This is a genomic window from Anoxybacillus sp. P3H1B (assembly GCF_001560855.1).
GTDB lineage: Bacteria > Bacillota > Bacilli > Bacillales > Anoxybacillaceae > Anoxybacteroides > Anoxybacteroides rupiense.
The window spans coordinates 643,254-662,661 of the sequence record NZ_LPUG01000009.1 but is presented as its reverse complement, the minus strand read 5'-3'; the positions used below and the strand labels follow the sequence as shown (position 1 = coordinate 662,661).

18 protein-coding genes are annotated in these 19,408 nt (G+C 41.8%); 13 read left to right on the top strand and 5 right to left on the bottom strand.

The genetic code is table 11. The features are described from left to right. Positions 1 to 21: 21 nt before the first annotated feature. Together AT864_RS03535 and hisJ are read right to left on the bottom strand one after the other, a co-directional pair. Positions 22 to 504 (bottom strand): GAF domain-containing protein, encoded by a 483-nt coding sequence (locus AT864_RS03535; protein WP_044745915.1) that lies wholly within the window; start codon positions 502 to 504, stop codon positions 22 to 24. 695 nt (positions 505 to 1,199) lie between these two features. Next, positions 1,200 to 2,003, bottom strand: coding sequence for a histidinol-phosphatase HisJ (gene hisJ / locus AT864_RS03530; protein ID WP_066146481.1), 804 nt, complete (start codon positions 2,001 to 2,003; stop codon positions 1,200 to 1,202). 194 nt (positions 2,004 to 2,197) lie between these two features. Here hisJ and ezrA point away from each other — a divergent pair, with 194 nt between their 5' ends. The 5 genes from ezrA to mbcS all read left to right on the top strand — a co-directional run bounded on the left by ezrA (position 2,198) and on the right by mbcS (position 8,709). Then, entirely contained in the window at positions 2,198 to 3,907 is a 1,710-nt protein-coding gene (ezrA, locus tag AT864_RS03525) for a septation ring formation regulator EzrA (RefSeq protein WP_066146477.1), read from the top strand. 354 nt (positions 3,908 to 4,261) lie between these two features. Further along, the gene (locus AT864_RS03520) at positions 4,262 to 5,404 is read left to right on the top strand and encodes a cysteine desulfurase family protein (protein WP_066146582.1); all 1,143 of its coding nucleotides are present in this window, start codon (positions 4,262 to 4,264) and stop codon (positions 5,402 to 5,404) included. 5 nt (positions 5,405 to 5,409) lie between these two features. Further along, on the top strand, positions 5,410 to 6,615 hold the full coding sequence (gene thiI, locus AT864_RS03515; RefSeq protein ID WP_066146474.1) for a tRNA uracil 4-sulfurtransferase ThiI: 1,206 nt from the start codon (positions 5,410 to 5,412) through the stop codon (positions 6,613 to 6,615). Positions 6,616 to 6,781: 166 nt separating this feature from the next. Continuing rightward, positions 6,782 to 6,994, top strand: coding sequence for an alpha/beta-type small acid-soluble spore protein (locus tag AT864_RS03510; RefSeq protein WP_044745920.1), 213 nt, complete (start codon positions 6,782 to 6,784; stop codon positions 6,992 to 6,994). 122 nt (positions 6,995 to 7,116) lie between these two features. Further along, the gene (mbcS, locus tag AT864_RS03505) at positions 7,117 to 8,709 is read left to right on the top strand and encodes an acyl-CoA synthetase MbcS (protein WP_066146471.1); all 1,593 of its coding nucleotides are present in this window, start codon (positions 7,117 to 7,119) and stop codon (positions 8,707 to 8,709) included. Between the two features lie 156 nt (positions 8,710 to 8,865). On the opposite strand, the gene AT864_RS03500 is transcribed toward mbcS, so the two are convergent. Then, positions 8,866 to 9,669 (bottom strand): NAD kinase, encoded by an 804-nt coding sequence (locus AT864_RS03500; protein ID WP_044745922.1) that lies wholly within the window; start codon positions 9,667 to 9,669, stop codon positions 8,866 to 8,868. A 122-nt stretch (positions 9,670 to 9,791) separates the two neighbouring features. Between AT864_RS03500 and sppA the strand changes: the two genes are divergently transcribed. The 8 genes from sppA to AT864_RS03455 all read left to right on the top strand — a co-directional run bounded on the left by sppA (position 9,792) and on the right by AT864_RS03455 (position 16,957). Further along, the gene (gene sppA / locus AT864_RS03495; RefSeq protein ID WP_044745923.1) at positions 9,792 to 10,802 is read left to right on the top strand and encodes a signal peptide peptidase SppA; all 1,011 of its coding nucleotides are present in this window, start codon (positions 9,792 to 9,794) and stop codon (positions 10,800 to 10,802) included. Between the two features lie 53 nt (positions 10,803 to 10,855). Further along, on the top strand, positions 10,856 to 11,284 hold the full coding sequence (locus AT864_RS03490; RefSeq protein ID WP_369815484.1) for an RDD family protein: 429 nt from the start codon (positions 10,856 to 10,858) through the stop codon (positions 11,282 to 11,284). 57 nt (positions 11,285 to 11,341) lie between these two features. After that, positions 11,342 to 12,028, top strand: a complete 687-nt coding sequence (locus AT864_RS03485) for a DUF2953 domain-containing protein (RefSeq protein ID WP_231734579.1) — start codon at positions 11,342 to 11,344, stop codon at positions 12,026 to 12,028. Positions 12,029 to 12,044: 16 nt separating this feature from the next. After that, positions 12,045 to 12,509 (top strand): GerW family sporulation protein, encoded by a 465-nt coding sequence (ytfJ, locus tag AT864_RS03480; RefSeq protein ID WP_044745925.1) that lies wholly within the window; start codon positions 12,045 to 12,047, stop codon positions 12,507 to 12,509. A gap of 77 nt (positions 12,510 to 12,586) precedes the next feature. After that, entirely contained in the window at positions 12,587 to 13,087 is a 501-nt protein-coding gene (gene tpx, locus AT864_RS03475) for a thiol peroxidase (RefSeq protein WP_066146465.1), read from the top strand. A gap of 109 nt (positions 13,088 to 13,196) precedes the next feature. Next, positions 13,197 to 14,189: a class I SAM-dependent methyltransferase gene (locus tag AT864_RS03470; RefSeq protein WP_066146462.1), complete on the top strand. Its 993-nt coding sequence runs from the start codon at positions 13,197 to 13,199 to the stop codon at positions 14,187 to 14,189. A 548-nt stretch (positions 14,190 to 14,737) separates the two neighbouring features. After that, a complete protein-coding gene (locus tag AT864_RS03460) occupies positions 14,738 to 15,937 on the top strand; it encodes an acetate kinase (RefSeq protein ID WP_066146456.1) in 1,200 nt (399 codons plus the stop codon). A gap of 507 nt (positions 15,938 to 16,444) precedes the next feature. After that, positions 16,445 to 16,957, top strand: a complete 513-nt coding sequence (locus AT864_RS03455; RefSeq protein ID WP_066146453.1) for a molybdenum cofactor biosynthesis protein B — start codon at positions 16,445 to 16,447, stop codon at positions 16,955 to 16,957. 220 nt (positions 16,958 to 17,177) lie between these two features. On the opposite strand, the gene AT864_RS03450 is transcribed toward AT864_RS03455, so the two are convergent. Beyond that, a complete protein-coding gene (locus AT864_RS03450) occupies positions 17,178 to 18,836 on the bottom strand; it encodes an acyl-CoA synthetase (RefSeq protein ID WP_066146450.1) in 1,659 nt (552 codons plus the stop codon). A 137-nt stretch (positions 18,837 to 18,973) separates the two neighbouring features. Then, positions 18,974 to 19,288 (bottom strand): hypothetical protein, encoded by a 315-nt coding sequence (locus tag AT864_RS03445; protein ID WP_044745931.1) that lies wholly within the window; start codon positions 19,286 to 19,288, stop codon positions 18,974 to 18,976. Positions 19,289 to 19,408: the final 120 nt, after the last annotated feature.

Genomic DNA, 19,408 nt, shown 5'->3' with positions numbered 1-19,408 from the left:
CTTTTATGTGTTTGGTGGGGATCATGACAAAGAATCGGCTAACGTCTCTACAAATTTCTCTAAAAAGTGCTGATCGATTTCGTCAAAACGATTTTTGATTGGACTGTCGATATCGAGAACGCCGATTAATTTTCCATTCTTTATGATAGGAATGACGATCTCCGATTGAGAGGCGGCATCGCAGGCGATATGTCCTGGAAATTGATGAACGTCAGGAACGCGCTCTGTTTGTTGATTTTTTGCTGCTGTTCCGCACACTCCCTTGCCAAATGGAATACGTACGCATGCTGGAAGCCCTTGAAATGGACCTAGTACTAGCTCTTCTTCTTCTGCTAGATAAAAGCCGACCCAATTCACTTCATCTAAAAATTGATACAACAAAGCTGAAGCGTTGGCTAGATTAGCAATGACATTGCTTTCTCCTTCCATTAGCGAGCGCAGCTGCTTAATCACTAAATGGTAATTTTCTTCTTTAGTTCCGTTATAAGTGATGGCATGAAACAATAAGATCGCTCCCTTCGTTGTTGCAATATTTAGGGGGATATAGCCGTCATTTGATGCATTAACATGGATCCCCCAATGAGCAGATGATGCTCTTGTTTTGCTGCGGTGATCACGGCAAGCCATTGACTGTTTTTTTTACCTGAAAAGCGTTTATACGCATGATTGCCCTACTAGCAGGCGACAAAAAAGAGAAGGAGGGCCAACCTTGTTTAATGGATGACGTTTCTTCCTATGTTCGATAGTATGAATAAAAAATCATACTGATGTCGGATTGATTACAATCAATTTTTCTGCTGAAATATGAAATCAGTTTTTATAGTATCCATGCATCTTGAGGATTTAATGGTAGTCTTAGAAAAAAAGACGGTCGAAGCTAGGTTCACTGACTTTCTAAACACGCGACAAAAGTTCATGCCACCCGTCTTCAGACCTATATGAAATGGTTTTGCTGCCGGCCATCTACTGACTAAAAAACAATCCGAACCCGTGATGCTAGTTATGACATGCAACGATGATCGATATCACTTGATCCCTCAACATATGCTCTTATGTGAGCAGTCGATGATCGGGTGAACGAAGCAAGTTACCAACTTGTCTCCCGACCGTGCGTTTTTGCAGGCACCGATTGTTTAATCTTTAAGTTGCATGAATAGAAATTGGATATGCGCTTATTTTATGACGATAGAAAAAGAATTTCAAATAAAAAGTGCTCGAGCCATCATCATGTCTCTTCCTTGATGAAGATCGCCGGCACAATGAGCATCCGAACCGTAAATCAGTGGAATGTTTCGCTTGATGGCTTCAGCAACAACCCAATGAGGCGGATAAGGTTCTTGACAGAGCGGCTTTTTCACTCCTGCTCCATTGTAGTCTATTTCATAACGGCGGCGTTGAATTTCGTCAAGAATGGACAGGATGTGCTCCTTCAGCGAAACGGAACAAGGAAATTGTTTTTGAAACTTTTGAATTAATGTCATATGGCCAATTCGTCTTGGTTTATACGGGCCAAGATCAGCAGCAATAGATTGCAACAGCACTTGGTAATAGGCTTCGTATACGCGGTCAATCGAGCCGAAAGCTTGAATGATCTTAGAAAACATATCAGCGCTATAATCAATGCAAACATATTGATCATCAAGCGGGAGAAAGTGTACAGATAAAATGCTATCATCCAGTTCAGGACCGATTGTTTCAAGGAAACGGGCTGTTTCTTCTTCATAACCAGCAATAAAATCAACTTCAAGTCCCACCCGAATCGTAATGTCGCTTTTATAGCGATACTTTAAATTTTGCAATGTGACCAAATAGCTTTCGAGCTGTGATAATGGCATTGCACTGTCTTGAGCGGGAACAGGATCGACAAACGTTGCTGGCAATGGAGCATGCTCGGTAAATGAAATATCTTTATATCCGAGTTGGATCGCTCGTTCGATATATTGCTCAAATGAATCGCGGCTGCCATGCGGACAAAACGGCGTATGAATGTGCCCATCGCGCAAAATAGATTCCCCCTGTTCGCTTTTATAGTGAAAAAAATGAAGATTTCTGTAAAAAAAATTAAAAATTTTGGTCAAAAAGTGTCGTTAACATGGTATCATAAAAACATTAAAAAAACATTATTTCAATGCTTTTGCCTTCTCGATAAACCACTCTTTATTTTGAATCGACTAACTCGGGTGCAAGGGGGCTCTTTATGGAAATTGTAATTGTGATTTTACTCCTCGTTAGCGGGGGGATGATATATAACTACATTTATAAAAAGAAAATCTATCGTGAGATTGATCGATTGGAAGCATGGAAAATCGCCATTATGAATCGTCCTGTCACGGATGAGCTTTCGAAAGTAAAGCAGCTGAATATGACAGGGGAGACAGAGCAGCTATTTGAAAAATGGCGTCAGCAATGGGATGACATTGCAGCCGTTCAGCTTCCTGCAGTGGAAGAAAGGTTGTTTGATGCGGAAGAATTTCTTGAAAAATATCGTTATACGAAAGCGAAAGGTGTGCTGCGCGAGATTGAACAAACGCTCCGAAAAGTAGAAGAGGATATTCAAACCATCCTCTCCGAACTGAACGATCTTATTGGCAGCGAAGAACAGAATCGAGCAGAGATCGAGCAGCTTAAAGCGGCTTATCGAGAAACGAAAAAAACGCTGCTTGCTTATCGTCATACATTTGGAGCGGCTGAGGAAAAGCTAACGGAAAAAATGGAAAGCGCCCATGCTGAATTTCAAAAATTTGAGGAGCTGACCAGCTCAGGAAATTATTTAGCGGCAAGAGAAGTAGTAATTGGCTTAAAAAACGAGCTGAGTGAGTTGGCGCAAATGCTTCAGGATATTCCTGTGCTGTTAAATGAATGCGAGACAGCGATTCCGGCACAGCTGACTGAACTTCTAGATGGGTATAGAGAAATGAAGGAAACGGGCTATATTCTTGAACATCTTCAAATTGAGCAGGAAGCCGCTGAGAAGCAAGAAAAATTAAAGCAATATATCAGCTATATTCACGATCTTCGCATTGAAGAAGCGAAGCAAGGAATTGAAGAAATAAAAGAAGAAATCGATACTCTTTACGATCTGCTCGAAAAAGAAGTGTTTGCACATCAATATGTGCAAACAGAAATCCCTCATATTAAAGAGCAACTGCATCATTTAAGCGAAGAATCAAAACAGACGGAAGCAGAAACGTTATTTGTTCAGCAAAGCTACCATTTGTCTGCTCAAGATCTTGAAAAGCATCGCAGCATTGAAAAACAAATTCAGCACCTTGTCAAACGTTTTGCATTAATTCAAGATCGAATGGCGGGAGAACAAACCGCGCATTCCGTCATTAAAGAGGAGTTAGAGCAGCTTTTTGCCCAAATCCAAACAATGAAAGAAGAGCATGAACAGTTCCGGGAAATGCTTCAAGCTTTGCGCAAGGATGAGCTGGCTGCACGCGAACAGCTTGAGTCGATGAGAAAAAAGCTATCGGAAGCGGTTCGTTTGGTAAGAAAAAGCCGGTTGCCGGGTCTTCCAGAAGCTTATAAACTGCAGCTCGATGAAGCAAAGGCGCTTTTGACGAAGGTGGCTTTGCGTCTGAACGACAAGCCCCTGAATATGGAGGCTGTCAATCAAACGCTTGCAGAAGCGTCAATTTTAGTAGAACGCGTATGTGAACGCACATTTGTCATGCTCGAGCAGGCGGATCTGGTGGAAAAAGTCATTCAATATGGAAACCGTTACCGCCGTCGGCATCCATCCGTAAAAGAGGGTTTAGAAGAAGCTGAAATGCTATTTCGAAATTATGATTATGAGCAAGCGCTTGAACAAGCGGTAGCAACTGTTGAAAAAATCGAACCCGGCGCATTGGAACGTGTCCGCCAGCTTCTTACAGAAAAAGAAGAGCTGAAGCAAAAAGTATGACAAGAAGAAATCGATAAATGGTACGGTAGACAAAGTTCATATTGGCTTTGTCTACCACTGTTTTCTTTCCATTTTGTCCTTGAATTATTTAAAAAACGCTTGGCAGATAAGGAGCGCCGTCGAGCGAAGTGGCGAATCAAAACAAGCCGTTTATGAGAGAGGACAAGCGGGGCGAGTAATGCGGGATGAAAACGTTTGTCAGCAGGGGGCCGATAAATATCTTCACCTGAGATATTTATCGGTTTTTTCGTGAATAATGTAATTGCGGTTCAACGATTTTATTTTTATTATTAAAGACGGATTATTTTTAGGAACATGTATCGGCATCATGATTTTAAAGGAGGAATGGCCGCCGTGATTTATTTGGACAATAGCGCTACAACAAAGCCATTTCCTGAAGCAATCGATTCATTTATGACGGTTGCTACAAAATATTTTGGCAACCCTTCTTCACTTCATGAGCTTGGAATGAAAGCGGAAAGGCTGCTTGAGCAATCAAGGGAACAGACGGCTTTTTTGTTAGGGGTTAAACCGAATGAAATCATTTTTACGTCTGGAGGAACAGAAGCCAATAATTTTGCCATTAAAGGTGCTGCGATCCAGTATCGCCAGCGTGGAAACCATATTATTACAACAATGATTGAACATCCATCAGTGGCTGAGCCATGCAGACAGCTTGAACAAATGGGATTTGAAGTAACCTATTTGCCGGTGAATGAAAAAGGGATCATAGACATAGACGAGCTGGCTCGCGCGATTCGCGAAGAGACGATTCTCGTTTCCGTCATGCATGTTAATAATGAAGTGGGAGCGATCCAGCCGATTGAGCAAATTGGTCAGCTGCTTAAGCAACATCCGAAAATCGTGTTTCATGTTGATCATGTACAAGGAGTGACAAAAGTTCCTCTTGATTTAAAAAAGGCGCATATCGATCTATGTACGATGTCCGCCCATAAATTTCATGGTTTACGTGGAGCAGGAATTTTATACCTTCGCAACGGCATTCGTCTATCTCCTCTTTTAGCAGGGGGAGGTCAAGAACTACAAATGCGTTCAGGCACTGAAAATGTCGCAGCGATTGTGGCGATGACAAAAGCGCTACGTTTGTCATTTGCTGCCTTTGAACAAAAAGCAGCTTATTTGTTCGCTCTAAAAGAACGCTGGATACAAGAATTAGCAAAAATAGCAGATATTCAGCTGAATACGCCTGCTGAGCATTCCGCTCCTCATATTATTAACTTTTCGCTTAATGGCTTAAAATCTGAGGTTTTTGTGCATGAATTGGAAAAACAACATATTTTTGTTTCTACAACATCGGCTTGTTCCTCGAAAAAGCGCACACCGAGCAAAACGTTGATGGCCATGGGAGTGGATCAACAAAAAGCCGAAAGCGCTGTAAGGATTAGCCTATCATATGAAAATAAGCTGGAAGAAATTCCTGTGGCGATTCACGCCATTCAACACGCCATTCAAAAATTAAAAGAAGTGACGAGGTAGAGAACATGAAATATGATCGTATTTTAATCCGCTACGGAGAAATGTCGACAAAGGGGAAAAACCGCAATCGTTTCGTTGTCCGTTTGAAGCAAAATATTGCTAAAAAATTAGCCTCATTTTCAAATATAAAAATTGAATACATGAGAGACCGGATGTACATTTTATTGAATGGTGAACCACATGAAAAGGTTATGGAACAGCTAAAAACGGTATTTGGAATTCAATCCTTCAGCTTAGCCATCAAATGCGAAAATGAGATCCAGCAGATTCGAGAAGCGGCATTAACGGCTGTTCAACAAAATGAATATGAAGGAAAAACGTTTAAGGTAAGTGCTAAACGAGTGGATAAACAGTTTCCAGTCGGAAGCAGCGAGCTTAACTATGAAATTGGCAGCCACATTTTGCGAAATACGCAAAATTTGACGGTGAACGTTCATCAGCCAGACATTCATGTTCGCGTGGAAGTACGAAAAGATGGAACGTATGTAACATGTCATGATGTTCCGGGAGCGGGCGGTCTTCCAGTGGGCACGAGCGGAAAAGCCATGCTCATGTTATCAGGAGGAATTGACAGTCCAGTTGCCGGGTACTTAGCGATGAAGAGGGGGCTAGAAATTGAAGCCGTCCATTTTTTCAGCCCGCCGTTTACAAGTGAACGAGCCAAGCAAAAAGTGATTGATTTAGTTAAAAAACTCACGAAGTTTGGCGGCAAAATCAAGCTGCATATCGTTCCGTTTACAGATATCCAGCAGACCATCCATCGCCAAGTACCAGATGGTTATTCGCTTATTTCATCAAGAAGAATGATGCTAAAAATCACCGATTTATTGCGAAAAAAACATAATGGCTTAGCGATTGTGACGGGGGAAAGCCTTGGCCAAGTAGCAAGCCAAACGCTTGAAAGCATGTTTGTCATCAATGATATGACAACAACGCCTGTGCTTCGGCCGCTCGTTTCAATGGATAAAACGGAAATTATTGAACTAGCGAGAAAAATTGATACACATGATATTTCTATTTTGCCGTATGAGGATTGCTGCACCATTTTTACTCCAAGCTCACCAAAAACAAGACCGAAGCGAGAAAAAGTGGCTTACTATGAAAGCTTTATCGATTTAGAGCCACTTATTGAAACGGCGGTCGCCAACACAGAAACATTGGTCATTGATGAGGCGTTTACGTCAGCTGATGAGTTTGAGAACTTATTTTAACATACTCCTCCAAGAAGCCTCCCACCTCTAAACCAAGTGGGGGTGGGGGAGGTTCATCTATAGCATGTGCATATCATAGGATTTGTATATAAAAATTACCAAAAATCTAAACGCATGATTCGCTGTGTTTTCACACACTCTATAGATACAAGGGAGGTGAAAACACATGGCACGCAATAACAACTCTAATCAATTGTTAGTGGCTGGAGCTCAACAAGCTCTTGACCAAATGAAATATGAAATCGCTCAAGAATTTGGCGTAAATCTTGGTGCTGACACAACTTCTCGTGCTAACGGTTCTGTTGGTGGAGAAATTACAAAACGTCTTGTTGCTATGGCGCAACAACAATTAAGTGGAGCACACCCTACTCAATTTTAATTAAATATTATGGCTATGAAGGCGGGAATTTTTCCCGCCTTTATTATTTCAAAAAATTATTCAAAAAATTCTAATTGTTTTGTATAATTTACTTTGAGAAAAGAAGTGGGGGGATGAGGAGAATGAACCGTGAAGATTTAATTGCGCCTAAGCAATATAATTTAACTTCTGAAATTGAGGCACACGCCAAGCGAGCTCCTGAGAGAATCGCGTTAAAATGGGAGAATGAAGAAGGGCATAAAAAGGAAATTACGTATGAGGAGCTTCTCAAAAGAACGAATCAAATTGGAAACGCTTTACTTTCTGCGGGTCTTCATCAAGGAGATAAGGTTTTGATTATGGTACCGCGCTTAATTGAAGCGTATGAAGCTTATTTAGCAGCATTAAAAATTGGGGCCGTCGTTATTCCAAGTTCAGAAATGTTGCGCACAAAAGATTTGCAGTATCGTATGTCACATGGAGAGGTTAAGGCTGTGATCGTTTATGAACCATATGTCCAACAGTTTGGGTCCATTCAACATATGGACGGCATTTTGAAATTTGTCATTGGCGATCGCGAAGAGGAAGGCTGGATTCATTTGATGAAATTAAGTGAATCGCAAAGCGGTGAATTATTCGCAGCCAATACGTCTCGTGACGATATGGCATTTTTATCGTATACGTCGGGGACAACAGGAAATCCAAAAGGGGTTGTCCATACGCACGGCTGGGCTTATGCCCATTTACGTACGGCAGCAAAGAACTGGCTATGTATTGAAGAGAATGATGTTGTTTGGGCGACGGCAGGACCTGGATGGCAAAAATGGATTTGGAGCCCGTTTTTATCGGTGCTCGGTTCAGGAGCAACGGGATTTGTCTATTACGGACGATTTGAGCCAGAAAAGTATTTGCAGCTTTTAAGCAAATATGAAGTCAATGTTCTTTGCTGTACGCCAACGGAATATCGCTTAATGGCAAAAGTGCCGACAATCGGCCAGTATCAGTTGCCGCACTTGCATAGTGCCGTATCTGCTGGAGAACCGTTAAATCGGGAAGTGATTGATACATTTGCCAAGCATTTTAACATACAAGTACGCGACGGATATGGACAAACAGAGAATACGCTGCTTGTTGGTGTGATGAAGGGAATGGAAATAAAGCCAGGTTCCATGGGAAAACCGACACCGGGGAATCGTGTCGAGATTGTTAATGAAAATGGGGAGCCTTGTCAAGTTGGAGAAGTAGGAGATATTGCGGTTCATATTGAAACACCGGCTCTGTTTAAGCATTATTATAAAGATCCTGAACGGACAGCCATGCAGTTTCGCGGCGATTATTACATTACGGGAGACAAAGCGAAAAAGGATGAGGACGGTTACTTTTGGTTTGAAGGCCGCGGTGACGATATTATTATCAGCTCGGGCTATACGATTGGACCTTTTGAAGTGGAAGACGCGCTTGTTAAGCATCCAGCTGTCAAAGAGTGCGCTGTTGTTGCCAGCCCAGACGAGATACGCGGACATGTCGTGAAGGCGTTTATTGTGCTGCGTGAAGGCGTGGATGCGAGCGATCCGTCGCTTATTCCAGCTTTGCAGGAGCATGTTAAGCAACTAACCGCACCATATAAGTATCCTCGCAAAATTGAGTTTATTGAAGAATTGCCTAAAACGACGTCCGGAAAAATTCGCCGTGTTGAACTACGGGAGCGGGAAATGAAGCTAGCACAGCAAAAATAGCGAAGCAGCTCGACATCAACAGATCGATCTTTTGAAGAAAGATAAAGCATTTTCAATAAAAAGGCTGATCTCAAAAATGAGATCAGCCTTTTCAGACTGCTGAAAAACGATTTTGTCAACGACAAAAACGTTTTTTACAGCAAGGTGATTTTATGCTTAAAGAAATGTTCGTTTCACTTTTTCCCAGAATGAATTATCTTTTAAACGAACCGTTTTCACGATGCGGCTGCTTAAAGAAATTTCAATCTTTTCAATATGTTGAATGCTTAACGCTTCATTATCCATGCCAATGATAGGATAATGGTTTCCATCTGGAGAGATTTTTAATGTTAATTTTCGTTGACCGCTTAAAATAAAAGAAGAACCTAGCGTGCGGTAGCGATTATTATTCAATGAAGCAAGTTCGCTGACTTGAATGCACGGCAGAAGAGGATCAACGACCGCTCCATTGACGGACTTATTGTAAGCAGTGCTTCCTGTCGGAGTCGCGACAATGATTCCATCGCCCCGAAACGTTTCAAAATGCAAATCGTCAATAAATACATCCATCACAAATGTTTTAATAATTCCGGAACGGATAGAGCATTCATTTAAGCAAAAAAAGGATGCTGTATCATCAATGGTTACTTGAATAATAGGATATTTACGCACCTCAATTTGCTCATGCGTCATCGCTTCCACCATATGGTCTGTATCGTCGATATGAAAATCGCAATAAAACCCACGTGATGGCAGAGTAGAAATGCCGGCATATAAACAGTCATCCCGAAATCCGCTTTGTCGTACCGCTTGAAGAAACGAGCCGTCATCCCCAATACTGACAATGATATTTGCTTTTCGATGGTCATCCACTACAACGAAATGATTTTGTTCTGCAATTTTGATCAGAGGTTCAACTTGCTTCTTCAGTTGTTCATCGTGTTTATAGAAAAAGTACAAGTGATTTCGCCTTTGTTCCATCATCCATCCTCCAGTTTGCCATATTTTAGTTCATCGATAATTATGGTAAAATAAATAAATCGTACATATAGTTTACCACTTATTTCTTTATGAAAAAAATGATTTGTAAAGGGGGAATGAAGATGAACCGCAAGCGATGGATCGCTTTGGCGATCGCTGTTGTTCTATTTGTTATTTCATCGCTAGTCAGCGTAATTACATCATTTATGACTAAGGATGTAGGGAAATGGTCAGAAGAATGGCTGGCTTTAAGCAATCAAAATTTTGAGGAAGAAGTGCTGGAGGAAGGAAATACAGCGAAGAAAATTGTGGTACTGGAAGTAAATGGGGTTATTGAAGAAGGAGATACAGCAAGCTCTTTATTTTCTTCAGCAGGCTACGATCATCGCAGTTTTTTGCAAATGATTGAGCAGGCTAAAGAGGATGAGACAGTGAAAGCGATCGTGCTGCGTGTCAACTCGCCAGGCGGCGGAGTGGTAGAAAGCGCAGAAATTCATGACCAGCTTCTGAAATTAAGGAAAGAAACGAAAAAACCGGTTTATGTATCGATGGGAGCGATGGCTGCTTCAGGAGGATACTATATCTCTACGGCAGCGGATAAAATTTTCGCAAGTCCTGAAACCATGACAGGTTCGCTCGGGGTTATTATGCAAAATGTGAATTATGAAGAGTTGGCAAAAAAATATGGAGTGGAGTTTGTAACGATCAAAAGCGGACCTTACAAAGATATTATGAGCCCGTCTCGGAAAATGACAGAAGAAGAACAGAAAATTTTACAGTCGCTTATTAACAATTCTTATGACGGGTTTGTCAAAGTCATCTCCGAAGGCAGACATCTTTCGGAAGATGAGGTGCGTAAAATTGCAGATGGCCGCATTTACGATGGTCGCCAAGCTAAACAGTTAAAGCTGATTGATGAATTTGGGTACTTAGATGACACAATTGCAGCCATGAAAAGGGATTACCATTTACAAGGAGCACAAGTTATAAAATATACAAATAATGCTGGCCTCGCATCGCTATTTCACATGCTGGCACCGGCCTTCACATCCAATCATGTTGAAGAGCTTGAACTTGTCCAATTGTTTTCAAAACCGAAATCGCCGCGCCTGATGTATTTATATGTGGAGTAGGAGGAGGGAAAGTGATGGTAGAAGAAAATGCCCACCTTGAAGAAGAAGCGGTCATGGCAACTGTTCCGATCATCCGCTATGCTGGATTTTGGATGCGTTTTTGGGCTTATTTATTTGATTTGCTTATTATAGGAAGCATTAATCGTTTGATTGTGTACCCTTTTTTTCAATGGCTTCATCTTTCATCAGAGGAAACAAGTATGTTTTCTCCGATCGCTGTAGCTACAGCTGTGACGTTTTATGCTTATTTTGTGCTCATGACGAAATATTTTCAACAAACATTGGGAAAGATGGTTTTCGGCTTGAAAGTGGCGAATTTAAACGATCGGCCTTTAACATGGCTAACGGTCTTATTTCGTGAAGTTGTCGGCAAGTTTATTTCTAAGTTTATTTTATTTATCGGCTTTCTTTTTGTGGCGTTCTCTAAGAAAAAACAAGGTTTGCATGATCAAATTGCTGATACGACCGTTATTCATGAGTAACCTGCGCAAGCAGGTTTATTTTTTTGCAATATGGTGACAATGATAGGATGAAAGGGAGTGCGAATCGTGATAGCTATCATCATCATCTCTATCATTATCCTTTTTTTGCTGATTCTTCTGTTTATGAAGCTGTCCATAACGATTCTGTTTCAACATGCGCAAGATAATGATGAATGCCGGATTATATTCAAAACATTTTTTGGACTTATTCGCTATACCATTCTTATTCCTTTAATTAAAGTGGATGAGTCATCCCCGGGAATCGTTTTTTTGCATAAAGAGAAGCTGAACCATCGTTCCGAAAGCCCGGCAAAAAGAAAAAAATATGATCCGCGCGAAATTATTCATAGTTTTAAAGAAACAAGAGACTTTGCCCGGCACGTCATCCATTTGCATGTCATTATTCGAAAATTTATGGCCCGTGTGTCGGTGACAAAGCTGGAATGGAGTACAAACATCGGGACAGGTGATGCCGCGCAAACGGGAATCGCTGTCGGAATCGGCTGGACGTTGAAATATGGAGTTGTTGCACTTGTTAGCAAATTTATGAAATTAAAAACAAAGCCGCTTCTCTCCATTACTCCTTCATTCCAAAAAGCTGTTTCAGAGACAAAAATCACATGTATGATTCATTTTCGAATCGGGTATGCTATGTTAGCAGGAATACGAATTTTGAAATATTGGCGCGGTAATCGTTTAAAACTAAAATCATTCGTCAGCCGTCAGGCAAATGAAAGCTACTAGTAGGAGGAGTTTGTATATGAGCAACCATCCAATCCAAGGATTAATGACAACAGCAATGGAAAACTTAAAGCAAATGATTGATGTGAATACAATCATTGGCGATCCTGTAGAAACGCCAGACGGAAGCGTTATTTTGACCGTTTCAAAAGTAGGATTTGGATTTGCCGCTGGCGGAAGCGAATTTATGCTTGAAGGGAAGCAAAACGGCACAAATACAGCTGTTTCGTCTGCTAACGGAAAGCCAAACGAAGAGCATCCGTTTGGAGGAGGAAGCGGCGGTGGAGTCTCCATTACTCCGATCGCGTTTTTAGTTGTTAACTCTTCTGGGGTAAAGCTGCTTCATCTTGATGAAAATACACATTTGTATGAAAAAATTCTCGATTTCGCTCCACAGGTTATTGAGAAAATTCAGCATATGCTGCGAAGAAATAAGGAAGAAGAGGAACGACATGAAGTACGGAAAAACGATTTAGGGATTTAATTGAAATCAAAATCGTTGAAAAATTTTCTCATTCCCGGTATGATTACGCTATACATACTTTTACGGGAGGAATTTTTATGGCCAACATCACATTTAAAGGAAATCCGGTTACGCTTATCGGGAATGAAGTGAAAGTGGGCGACAAAGCTCCAAATTTTAAAGTTTTGGCAAATGATTTATCTGAAGTGACGCTCTCGGATACGAAAGGCTCTGTTCGCCTCATCAGCGTTATTCCATCCATTGATACAGGTGTATGCGATGCGCAAACGCGCCGTTTTAACGAAGAAGCGGCAAAGTTAGATAACGTCAAAGTGTTGACGATCAGTGTTGACTTACCATTTGCTCAAAAGCGCTGGTGCGGAGCCAACGGCATTGAGAATGTTCAAGTGCTCTCCGATCATCGCGATGCTTCGTTTGGCCAAGCATACGGTGTGTTAATTAAAGAATTGCGCTTGCTTGCTCGGGCCGTATTCGTTGTTGACAGCAGCGACACGGTCACATACGTCGAGTATGTTTCAGAAGCAACCAACCACCCGAACTATGAAGCGGCTATTGAAGCAGCTAAAGCAGCAAAATAATGAAGAGAAGAAAAGACCTCGATTGGCTTTCGGGGTCTTTTTCATTGCAAAGAAAAACGATCGCTCATACAATAAAAGATTAGATACCCATAAAAGAGGGGGAACAATGATGCATTCACCAATTGAACGCTTGTTTTCGCTGTTCGATCAGACAGCGGTTATTTTGCAGGAAGAGCTGCGGTGTACATACTTAGAAGCTGTAGCAGAAACAGGAGAAAATTTTTTTTATGGCGATGTTCTGCAGGAAGAAGTTAGCGAACTGAATAGGAAGCGATTGAAAAACGAATATCGGCAAATTCAGCTCGAACGCTTCACAAATGAAGAAATTCGTAAAGCCTTTCAGCTGGCTGTATTAAAAGGAATGAAGGAACATACGCAGCCCCATCATCAAATGACTCCAGACGCTGTTAGCTTATTCCTCAGCTATTTAGTCGGCAAATTTATGAACCGCTACTTTGCGTTTACGATTTTCGATCCTGCGGTTGGAACCGCGAATTTGCTGACAGCCGTGCTGAACCATCTGCCAGAAAAACAAGTAAAAAGTTATGGGGGCGACATTGACGATTTACTGATGAAGGTGGCTTATGTCAACGCAAATTTGCAAAAGCATTCGATCCACTTTTTTAATCAAGACAGCCTGCAGCCGCTGTTTGTTGAACCGGTGGATGTGGTTGTGTGCGACTTGCCTATTGGCTATTATCCAAATGATGATAATGCCTCACGCTTTATATTGAAAGCAGAAAAGGGGCATTCGTATGCCCACCATTTATTTATTGAGCAAAGCGTTTCTTATACGAAAGAAGGAGGCTATTTATTTTTCTTAATTCCCAATTCGTTGTTTACTAGCGATCAAGCGGACAAGCTCCATTCGTTTGTGAAAGAATACACGGTAGTACAAGGATTGTTGCAGCTCCCGCTTTCGATGTTCAAAAATGAGCAGGCGGCCAAAAGCATTTTTATTTTGCAAAAGAAAGGCAGCAGCGTAAAGCCTCCTAAAAAAGCCTTGCTTGCTGAGCTTCCTAGCTTTTCAAATAAGCAGGCGATGCAGGGAATGATGCATAAAATCGACGAATGGTTCACAACAGAAAAGCAGGGGCTATAAAAATTCGATCATCCATACACGTGATGCTAGTTGAGCATGGCGCGTTCCAGCTTGATGGCAGGTGATCCAATTTCGAAGGTGGGGCGGCTGAATAAGTCCACTTCACAGAACCATGAATGAGTCTGAAAGCAGTCTTGTGTCTTGTTCCACCTTCGTCACGCAGCCGCGTGACGAAAGGAAAAGGCCAGCCGTTGTGAATGTATATTTGCCAAATATGAAGCTTATGACAAACGCTCGGAAGCGCGATCCGGGCGTTTTTTTATGGTTGATCCATCATAGAATGGATGCTGCTTCCACCGTCCAGAGAGAAATGGCTTAAATAGCACGGAGATGGTTCGGACGACACCTACCAAGCATATCATCGCGTGCTTCAATTTAAAATTTTAGGAATATAAAAACATATTTTCTGCAAACGATTACAATCATGAGAAATGCTTGAAACTATAGTTGAACGAATCGTAAAATGGAGAAGAATTCATCTGTATTCATTCTTTATTATCAAGTAACAAAGGACTATTTTCTGAATATAAGGGAGTTGTTTATCGGAGATGTCGAAAATTATTGCGATTAACGCAGGCAGCTCATCATTGAAATTTCAATTGTTTGATATGCCTAGCGAAACCGTATTAACGAAAGGATTAGTCGAGCGAATCGGCTTTGAAGATGCCGCGTTTACCATTACAGTAAACGGAGAAAAGGTGCAGGAGGTCACACCAATTCCTGATCATGCCGTTGCTGTTAAAATGCTGCTTGATAAACTCATTCGTTTCGAGATCATTCACTCATTTGAAGAAATCGATGGAATAGGCCACCGCATTGTTCATGGCGGCGAAAAGTTCAGCGATTCTGTTTTAATCACGGATGAAGTGCTAAAGGAAATTGAAGAGTTATCCGAGCTTGCGCCTTTGCATAACCCAGCGAATATTATTGGTGTGAAAGCATTTAAAGAAATACTTCCAAACGTCCCAGCAGTAGCGGTGTTCGATACGGCATTTCATCAGACGATGCCAGAGCAGTCGTTTTTATACAGCCTGCCATATGAATATTATACGAAATTTGGAATTCGGAAATATGGCTTTCACGGGACATCTCACAAGTATGTGACGCAGCGGGCAGCTGAACTGCTGGGCCGTCCAATTGAGCAGCTTCGTTTAATCTCCTGCCATCTTGGAAACGGAGCGAGCATTGCAGCGGTAGAAGGCGGAAAATCAATTGATACATCGATGGGCTTTACACCGTTGGCAGGGGTAGCGATGGGAACTCGTTCTGGAAATATTGATCCAGCGCTTATTCCTTATATCATGGAGAAAACAGGAAAGACTGCTGAAGAAGTGATCGATGTTTTAAATAAAAGAAGTGGAATGCTTGGAGTTTCCGGTTTTTCAAGCGATTTGCGCGATATTGAAAAGGCTGCGGCGGAAGGAAACGAACGGGCTGAGCTTGCTCTTGAAGTGTTTGCCAATCGCATTCACAAGTATATTGGTTCCTATGCGGCTCGCATGTGCGGTGTGGACGCCATCATTTTTACAGCGGGAATTGGTGAAAACAGTGATGTCGTGCGGGCAAAAGTATTGCGCGGCCTTGAATTTATGGGCGTTTACTGGGATCCGTCGCTCAATAAAGTGCGCGGTAAAGAAGCGTTTATCAGCTATCCTCACTCTCCAGTAAAAGTATTAGTCATTCCAACGAATGAAGAGGTCATGATCGCTCGCGATGTTGTTCGCTTAGCGGATATTGCCTATGTATAAGAAAAAAGCCAGACGTCAACGTCTGGCTTTTTTCAATATAGACATTAATTGAGAAACAGCTGATTTACAATCGTAGCTGTTTTCATTACCCGCAATCCTTCCTTTATGGACAATATGGCTATTATGAATGAAAAGGAAAGGTTTGTCGTTCACTTTTTGCTGCTTTGGAACCGTGTCATCCTAAAAATCGTTTCTCCCACTATAACATAGCCCTTAGGAAAAAGGATTTTGAATGATATGATGGAGAATATAAAGGAATGGTTGGTTAGTACCAAAGGATAGCAAAGATTTTTTATGGATGATTCCATTTTGTGGCTACTAGTCTAGGGGACTGATGAACGGAAGTGAATGAGCTGGATTGATTGCAAGTGTCATGAATCTCTTAGACTGAGCATGCGATATGGTTTCGTGTTCCATCTTATCACACTTAGAAAAAACCACTCGTTTTTTCAACCGCATGAGCTATAAGCCGAATGCTAGAAGTGATAAAAAAGAAAGGAGTTTGTTATGGCTGTATTTGAGCATAAACAGGAAGCACCGAAAGTGGTAAAATGCAAAATTATTACGATCAGTGATACAAGAACTATGGAGACAGATAAGAGCGGAAAAGCGATGTTTGAGCTGCTTCAAGGAGCTGGACATGAGATCGTGGATTATGAAATCGTCAAAGACACAAAAGAAGAGATTCGCCAAGCGGTCTTAGCCGGGTGCCGGCATCCGGAGATCGACGTCGTTTTGACAAACGGCGGAACAGGAATCGCCAAGCGCGATGTGACGATTGAGACGATGAAAGAAATTCTTGATAAAGAAATCGTTGGTTTTGGCGAATTGTTTCGGATGCTCAGCTACACCGAAGATATCGGGTCTGCCGCTATGATGTCACGCGCCATCGCCGGAGTGGCAAATGATACAGCCATTTTTGCGACGCCGGGCTCGACGGGAGCTGTTCGTCTGGCGATGACGAAATTAATATTGCCGGAATTGCCGCATGTTGTCAGGGAAATAAGAAAGGATGCATGAGAAAAAACGGGCTTATTCACTGAAGCGGGCGCTCAGACTGTCGATAAATGTTTTGATCCTGCTTCTTTTGCCTCACTTGTTTATCTTAGGCAGTTCGATTTTGCTATCACCGCGATGGGCTGTCCAGAAAATCAACATCTATGAAAGTGGAAAATCATAAAAAGATAAAAGGGCGTCTATAAGCCGATTCTCCAGCTTATAGACGCCCCTTTTTATCTGATTAAGCGTTTTTTTGTTTTTCTATTTCTTGGTTGCGAAGGATGAAGCGTTGGATTTTTCCGCTTGATGTTTTAGGAAGTTCTGCTACAAACTCCACTTCGCGCGGGTATTCATGTTTAGATAAGCGATTTTTAACAAATAAAGATAATTCTTCGGCCAATTCTTTGGTAGGTTCATATGCATTTGCCAATACAACGAAGGCTTTTACAATCTCTCCTTTAAGCGGGTCGGGCTTTCCAACAACAGCTGCTTCTACCACAGCTGGATGCTCGATCAGCGAGCTTTCGACCTCGAAGGGCCCGATGCGGTATCCGGCACTGGAAATGATATCATCTGCTCTCCCTTGGAACCAAAAGTATCCATTTTCATCCTTCAGCGCCAAATCTCCAGTCAGGAACCAATCACCGATCATTCTTTGCGCCGTTTTTTCAGGATCTTTCCAGTAACCGTGGAAAACATTTGGAATCGAATGGGTATGAAACGCAATTTGTCCGACTTCACCCGTTGGTACTTCTTGTCCTTGATCGTCAAGCAAGGCCACTTCAAATCCCGGCAGCGCCCAGCCCATCGATCCCGGCAATATGTCCATATCGAGAGAGTTGAAGTTGCCAATGAGCATCAATGTTTCAGACAATCCGTAGTGATCATGAACGGTGACCCCTAAATTTTTTTGGAAGAAGCGGATGACTTCAGGATTGAGCGGCTCACCGGCAGAACTCATCGCACGGACACGAATATCATACTTTGTGATTAGTTCTTCTCCAGCCGCTACCATCGCTCGATAAGCGGTCGGTGCAAATGCGAAATTGGTAACACCGTATTTTTCCATTAATTCGTAATATGTTTCTGCCTTGAACGGCCCTTCATATAGGACGATTGGCACGCCGAAGCACATTGGTGCAAAGGTGCAAAAGATTAGACCATAGGCCCAGCCAGGGTCAGCTCCTCCTAGAAAAATATCGTCATCCCGTAAATCGACAGCATAGCGCATATACGGATAGATATTGATTAAAAGGTTGTGTGTCCACATCGCTCCTTTTGGCATTCCAGTAGAGCCGGAAGTATATTGAATCGCTAATAAATCGTTGACTGTCATTTTTTCCGTTACATGATCGCTAGATTCTTTTGAAAGCGTTTCCCAAAAATCCCAATCATGAGGTTCAGTAGGGCCATCTATGACAAAGATGTGCTCAAGTGTAGGCGCCTTATCTTTTGTCGGCAGCTTTGCCCGCTGTTCTCGATTCGTTAGGATCGCCTTTGCCTCACAATTATTAATCCGATATTCGACCGCTTGCGGACCGAAGGCAGTAAATAACGGCACATAAACGGCGCCAACTTTCCAAGCAGCGAGAATGTAGACGACTAATGCAGGGTTTTTTGGCAAAAGCGCGCAAACCCGATCCCCTTTTTTAATCCCGATTTTGCGAAAGACATTGGCCATTTGATTGGACCAGTTGCGAAGCTCTTCATATGTAATGATTCGCTTTTCTCCCGAATGGTTTTCATAAAATAATGCAATGCGTTGCGGATCGTCTGCGTAGCGGTCGCAAACTTCATGGGCGACGTTAAAGTATTCCTTCGGATTCCAATCATAATGCTTAAATACATCATCCCAAGAAAAAGATTCGATTAGCGAAGTGTATGATGCCGTCTTTTCCATATAAATCCCCCTCTGTTGCTTCAATTAGTGAAAGTTAATATACAAATAATAATATGAAAAAAATAAATATTCAATATATTTTACAAAAATAAAAAAATGGAGAGGGATGAATGTTTCTGTCTCTCCGATTCGTTCTTTTATTGATGCACCTGCTTTGATACCGTTTGGTTCATTCGATACCAAATCCATAAGTCATTAATGACAGAAGCAAGCTCGGCAATTTCAAAGTTAAGCTGGCATGAACGGGTAAAATTATTTTCATCGCTTAATTGCTCCTGCTTATGATTGATGATTTGTTCGAGTTCAGCGATCCGATCAGGGATCGTTCCGCGGATTTTTTCCCATTCCAATAAGATTTCGTGCTGCTCTTTTTCGCTATATTCTTCCCACTCTTTATCAAGTGAAGGCAACGAAATACCGAGCCGCTGATCATGGATAAAGTAAGCGTTCATCTCTCTCCCTCGCTTTCTTCCTTTTATTTTACAAAAAAGCATAAGCGGGCAACAAGAGAGAAAAGGATAGTATTTTTATACTTTTTGTTGAATAACTATTGAAAAAAATCATAAAAGCTG

Coding starts and splice junctions, on each gene's coding strand:
- ezrA (WP_066146477.1), top strand. CDS start 2,198: ATGGAAATTGTAATTGTGATTTTACTCCTCGTTAGCGGGGGGATGATA.
- thiI (WP_066146474.1), top strand. CDS start 5,410: ATGAAATATGATCGTATTTTAATCCGCTACGGAGAAATGTCGACAAAG.
- AT864_RS03510 (WP_044745920.1), top strand. CDS start 6,782: ATGGCACGCAATAACAACTCTAATCAATTGTTAGTGGCTGGAGCTCAA.
- mbcS (WP_066146471.1), top strand. CDS start 7,117: ATGAACCGTGAAGATTTAATTGCGCCTAAGCAATATAATTTAACTTCT.
- AT864_RS03500 (WP_044745922.1), bottom strand. CDS start 9,669: ATGGAACAAAGGCGAAATCACTTGTACTTTTTCTATAAACACGATGAA.
- sppA (WP_044745923.1), top strand. CDS start 9,792: ATGAACCGCAAGCGATGGATCGCTTTGGCGATCGCTGTTGTTCTATTT.
- AT864_RS03490 (WP_369815484.1), top strand. CDS start 10,856: ATGGCAACTGTTCCGATCATCCGCTATGCTGGATTTTGGATGCGTTTT.
- ytfJ (WP_044745925.1), top strand. CDS start 12,045: ATGAGCAACCATCCAATCCAAGGATTAATGACAACAGCAATGGAAAAC.
- tpx (WP_066146465.1), top strand. CDS start 12,587: ATGGCCAACATCACATTTAAAGGAAATCCGGTTACGCTTATCGGGAAT.
- AT864_RS03470 (WP_066146462.1), top strand. CDS start 13,197: ATGCATTCACCAATTGAACGCTTGTTTTCGCTGTTCGATCAGACAGCG.
- AT864_RS03460 (WP_066146456.1), top strand. CDS start 14,738: ATGTCGAAAATTATTGCGATTAACGCAGGCAGCTCATCATTGAAATTT.
- AT864_RS03455 (WP_066146453.1), top strand. CDS start 16,445: ATGGCTGTATTTGAGCATAAACAGGAAGCACCGAAAGTGGTAAAATGC.
- AT864_RS03450 (WP_066146450.1), bottom strand. CDS start 18,836: ATGGAAAAGACGGCATCATACACTTCGCTAATCGAATCTTTTTCTTGG.
- AT864_RS03445 (WP_044745931.1), bottom strand. CDS start 19,288: ATGAACGCTTACTTTATCCATGATCAGCGGCTCGGTATTTCGTTGCCT.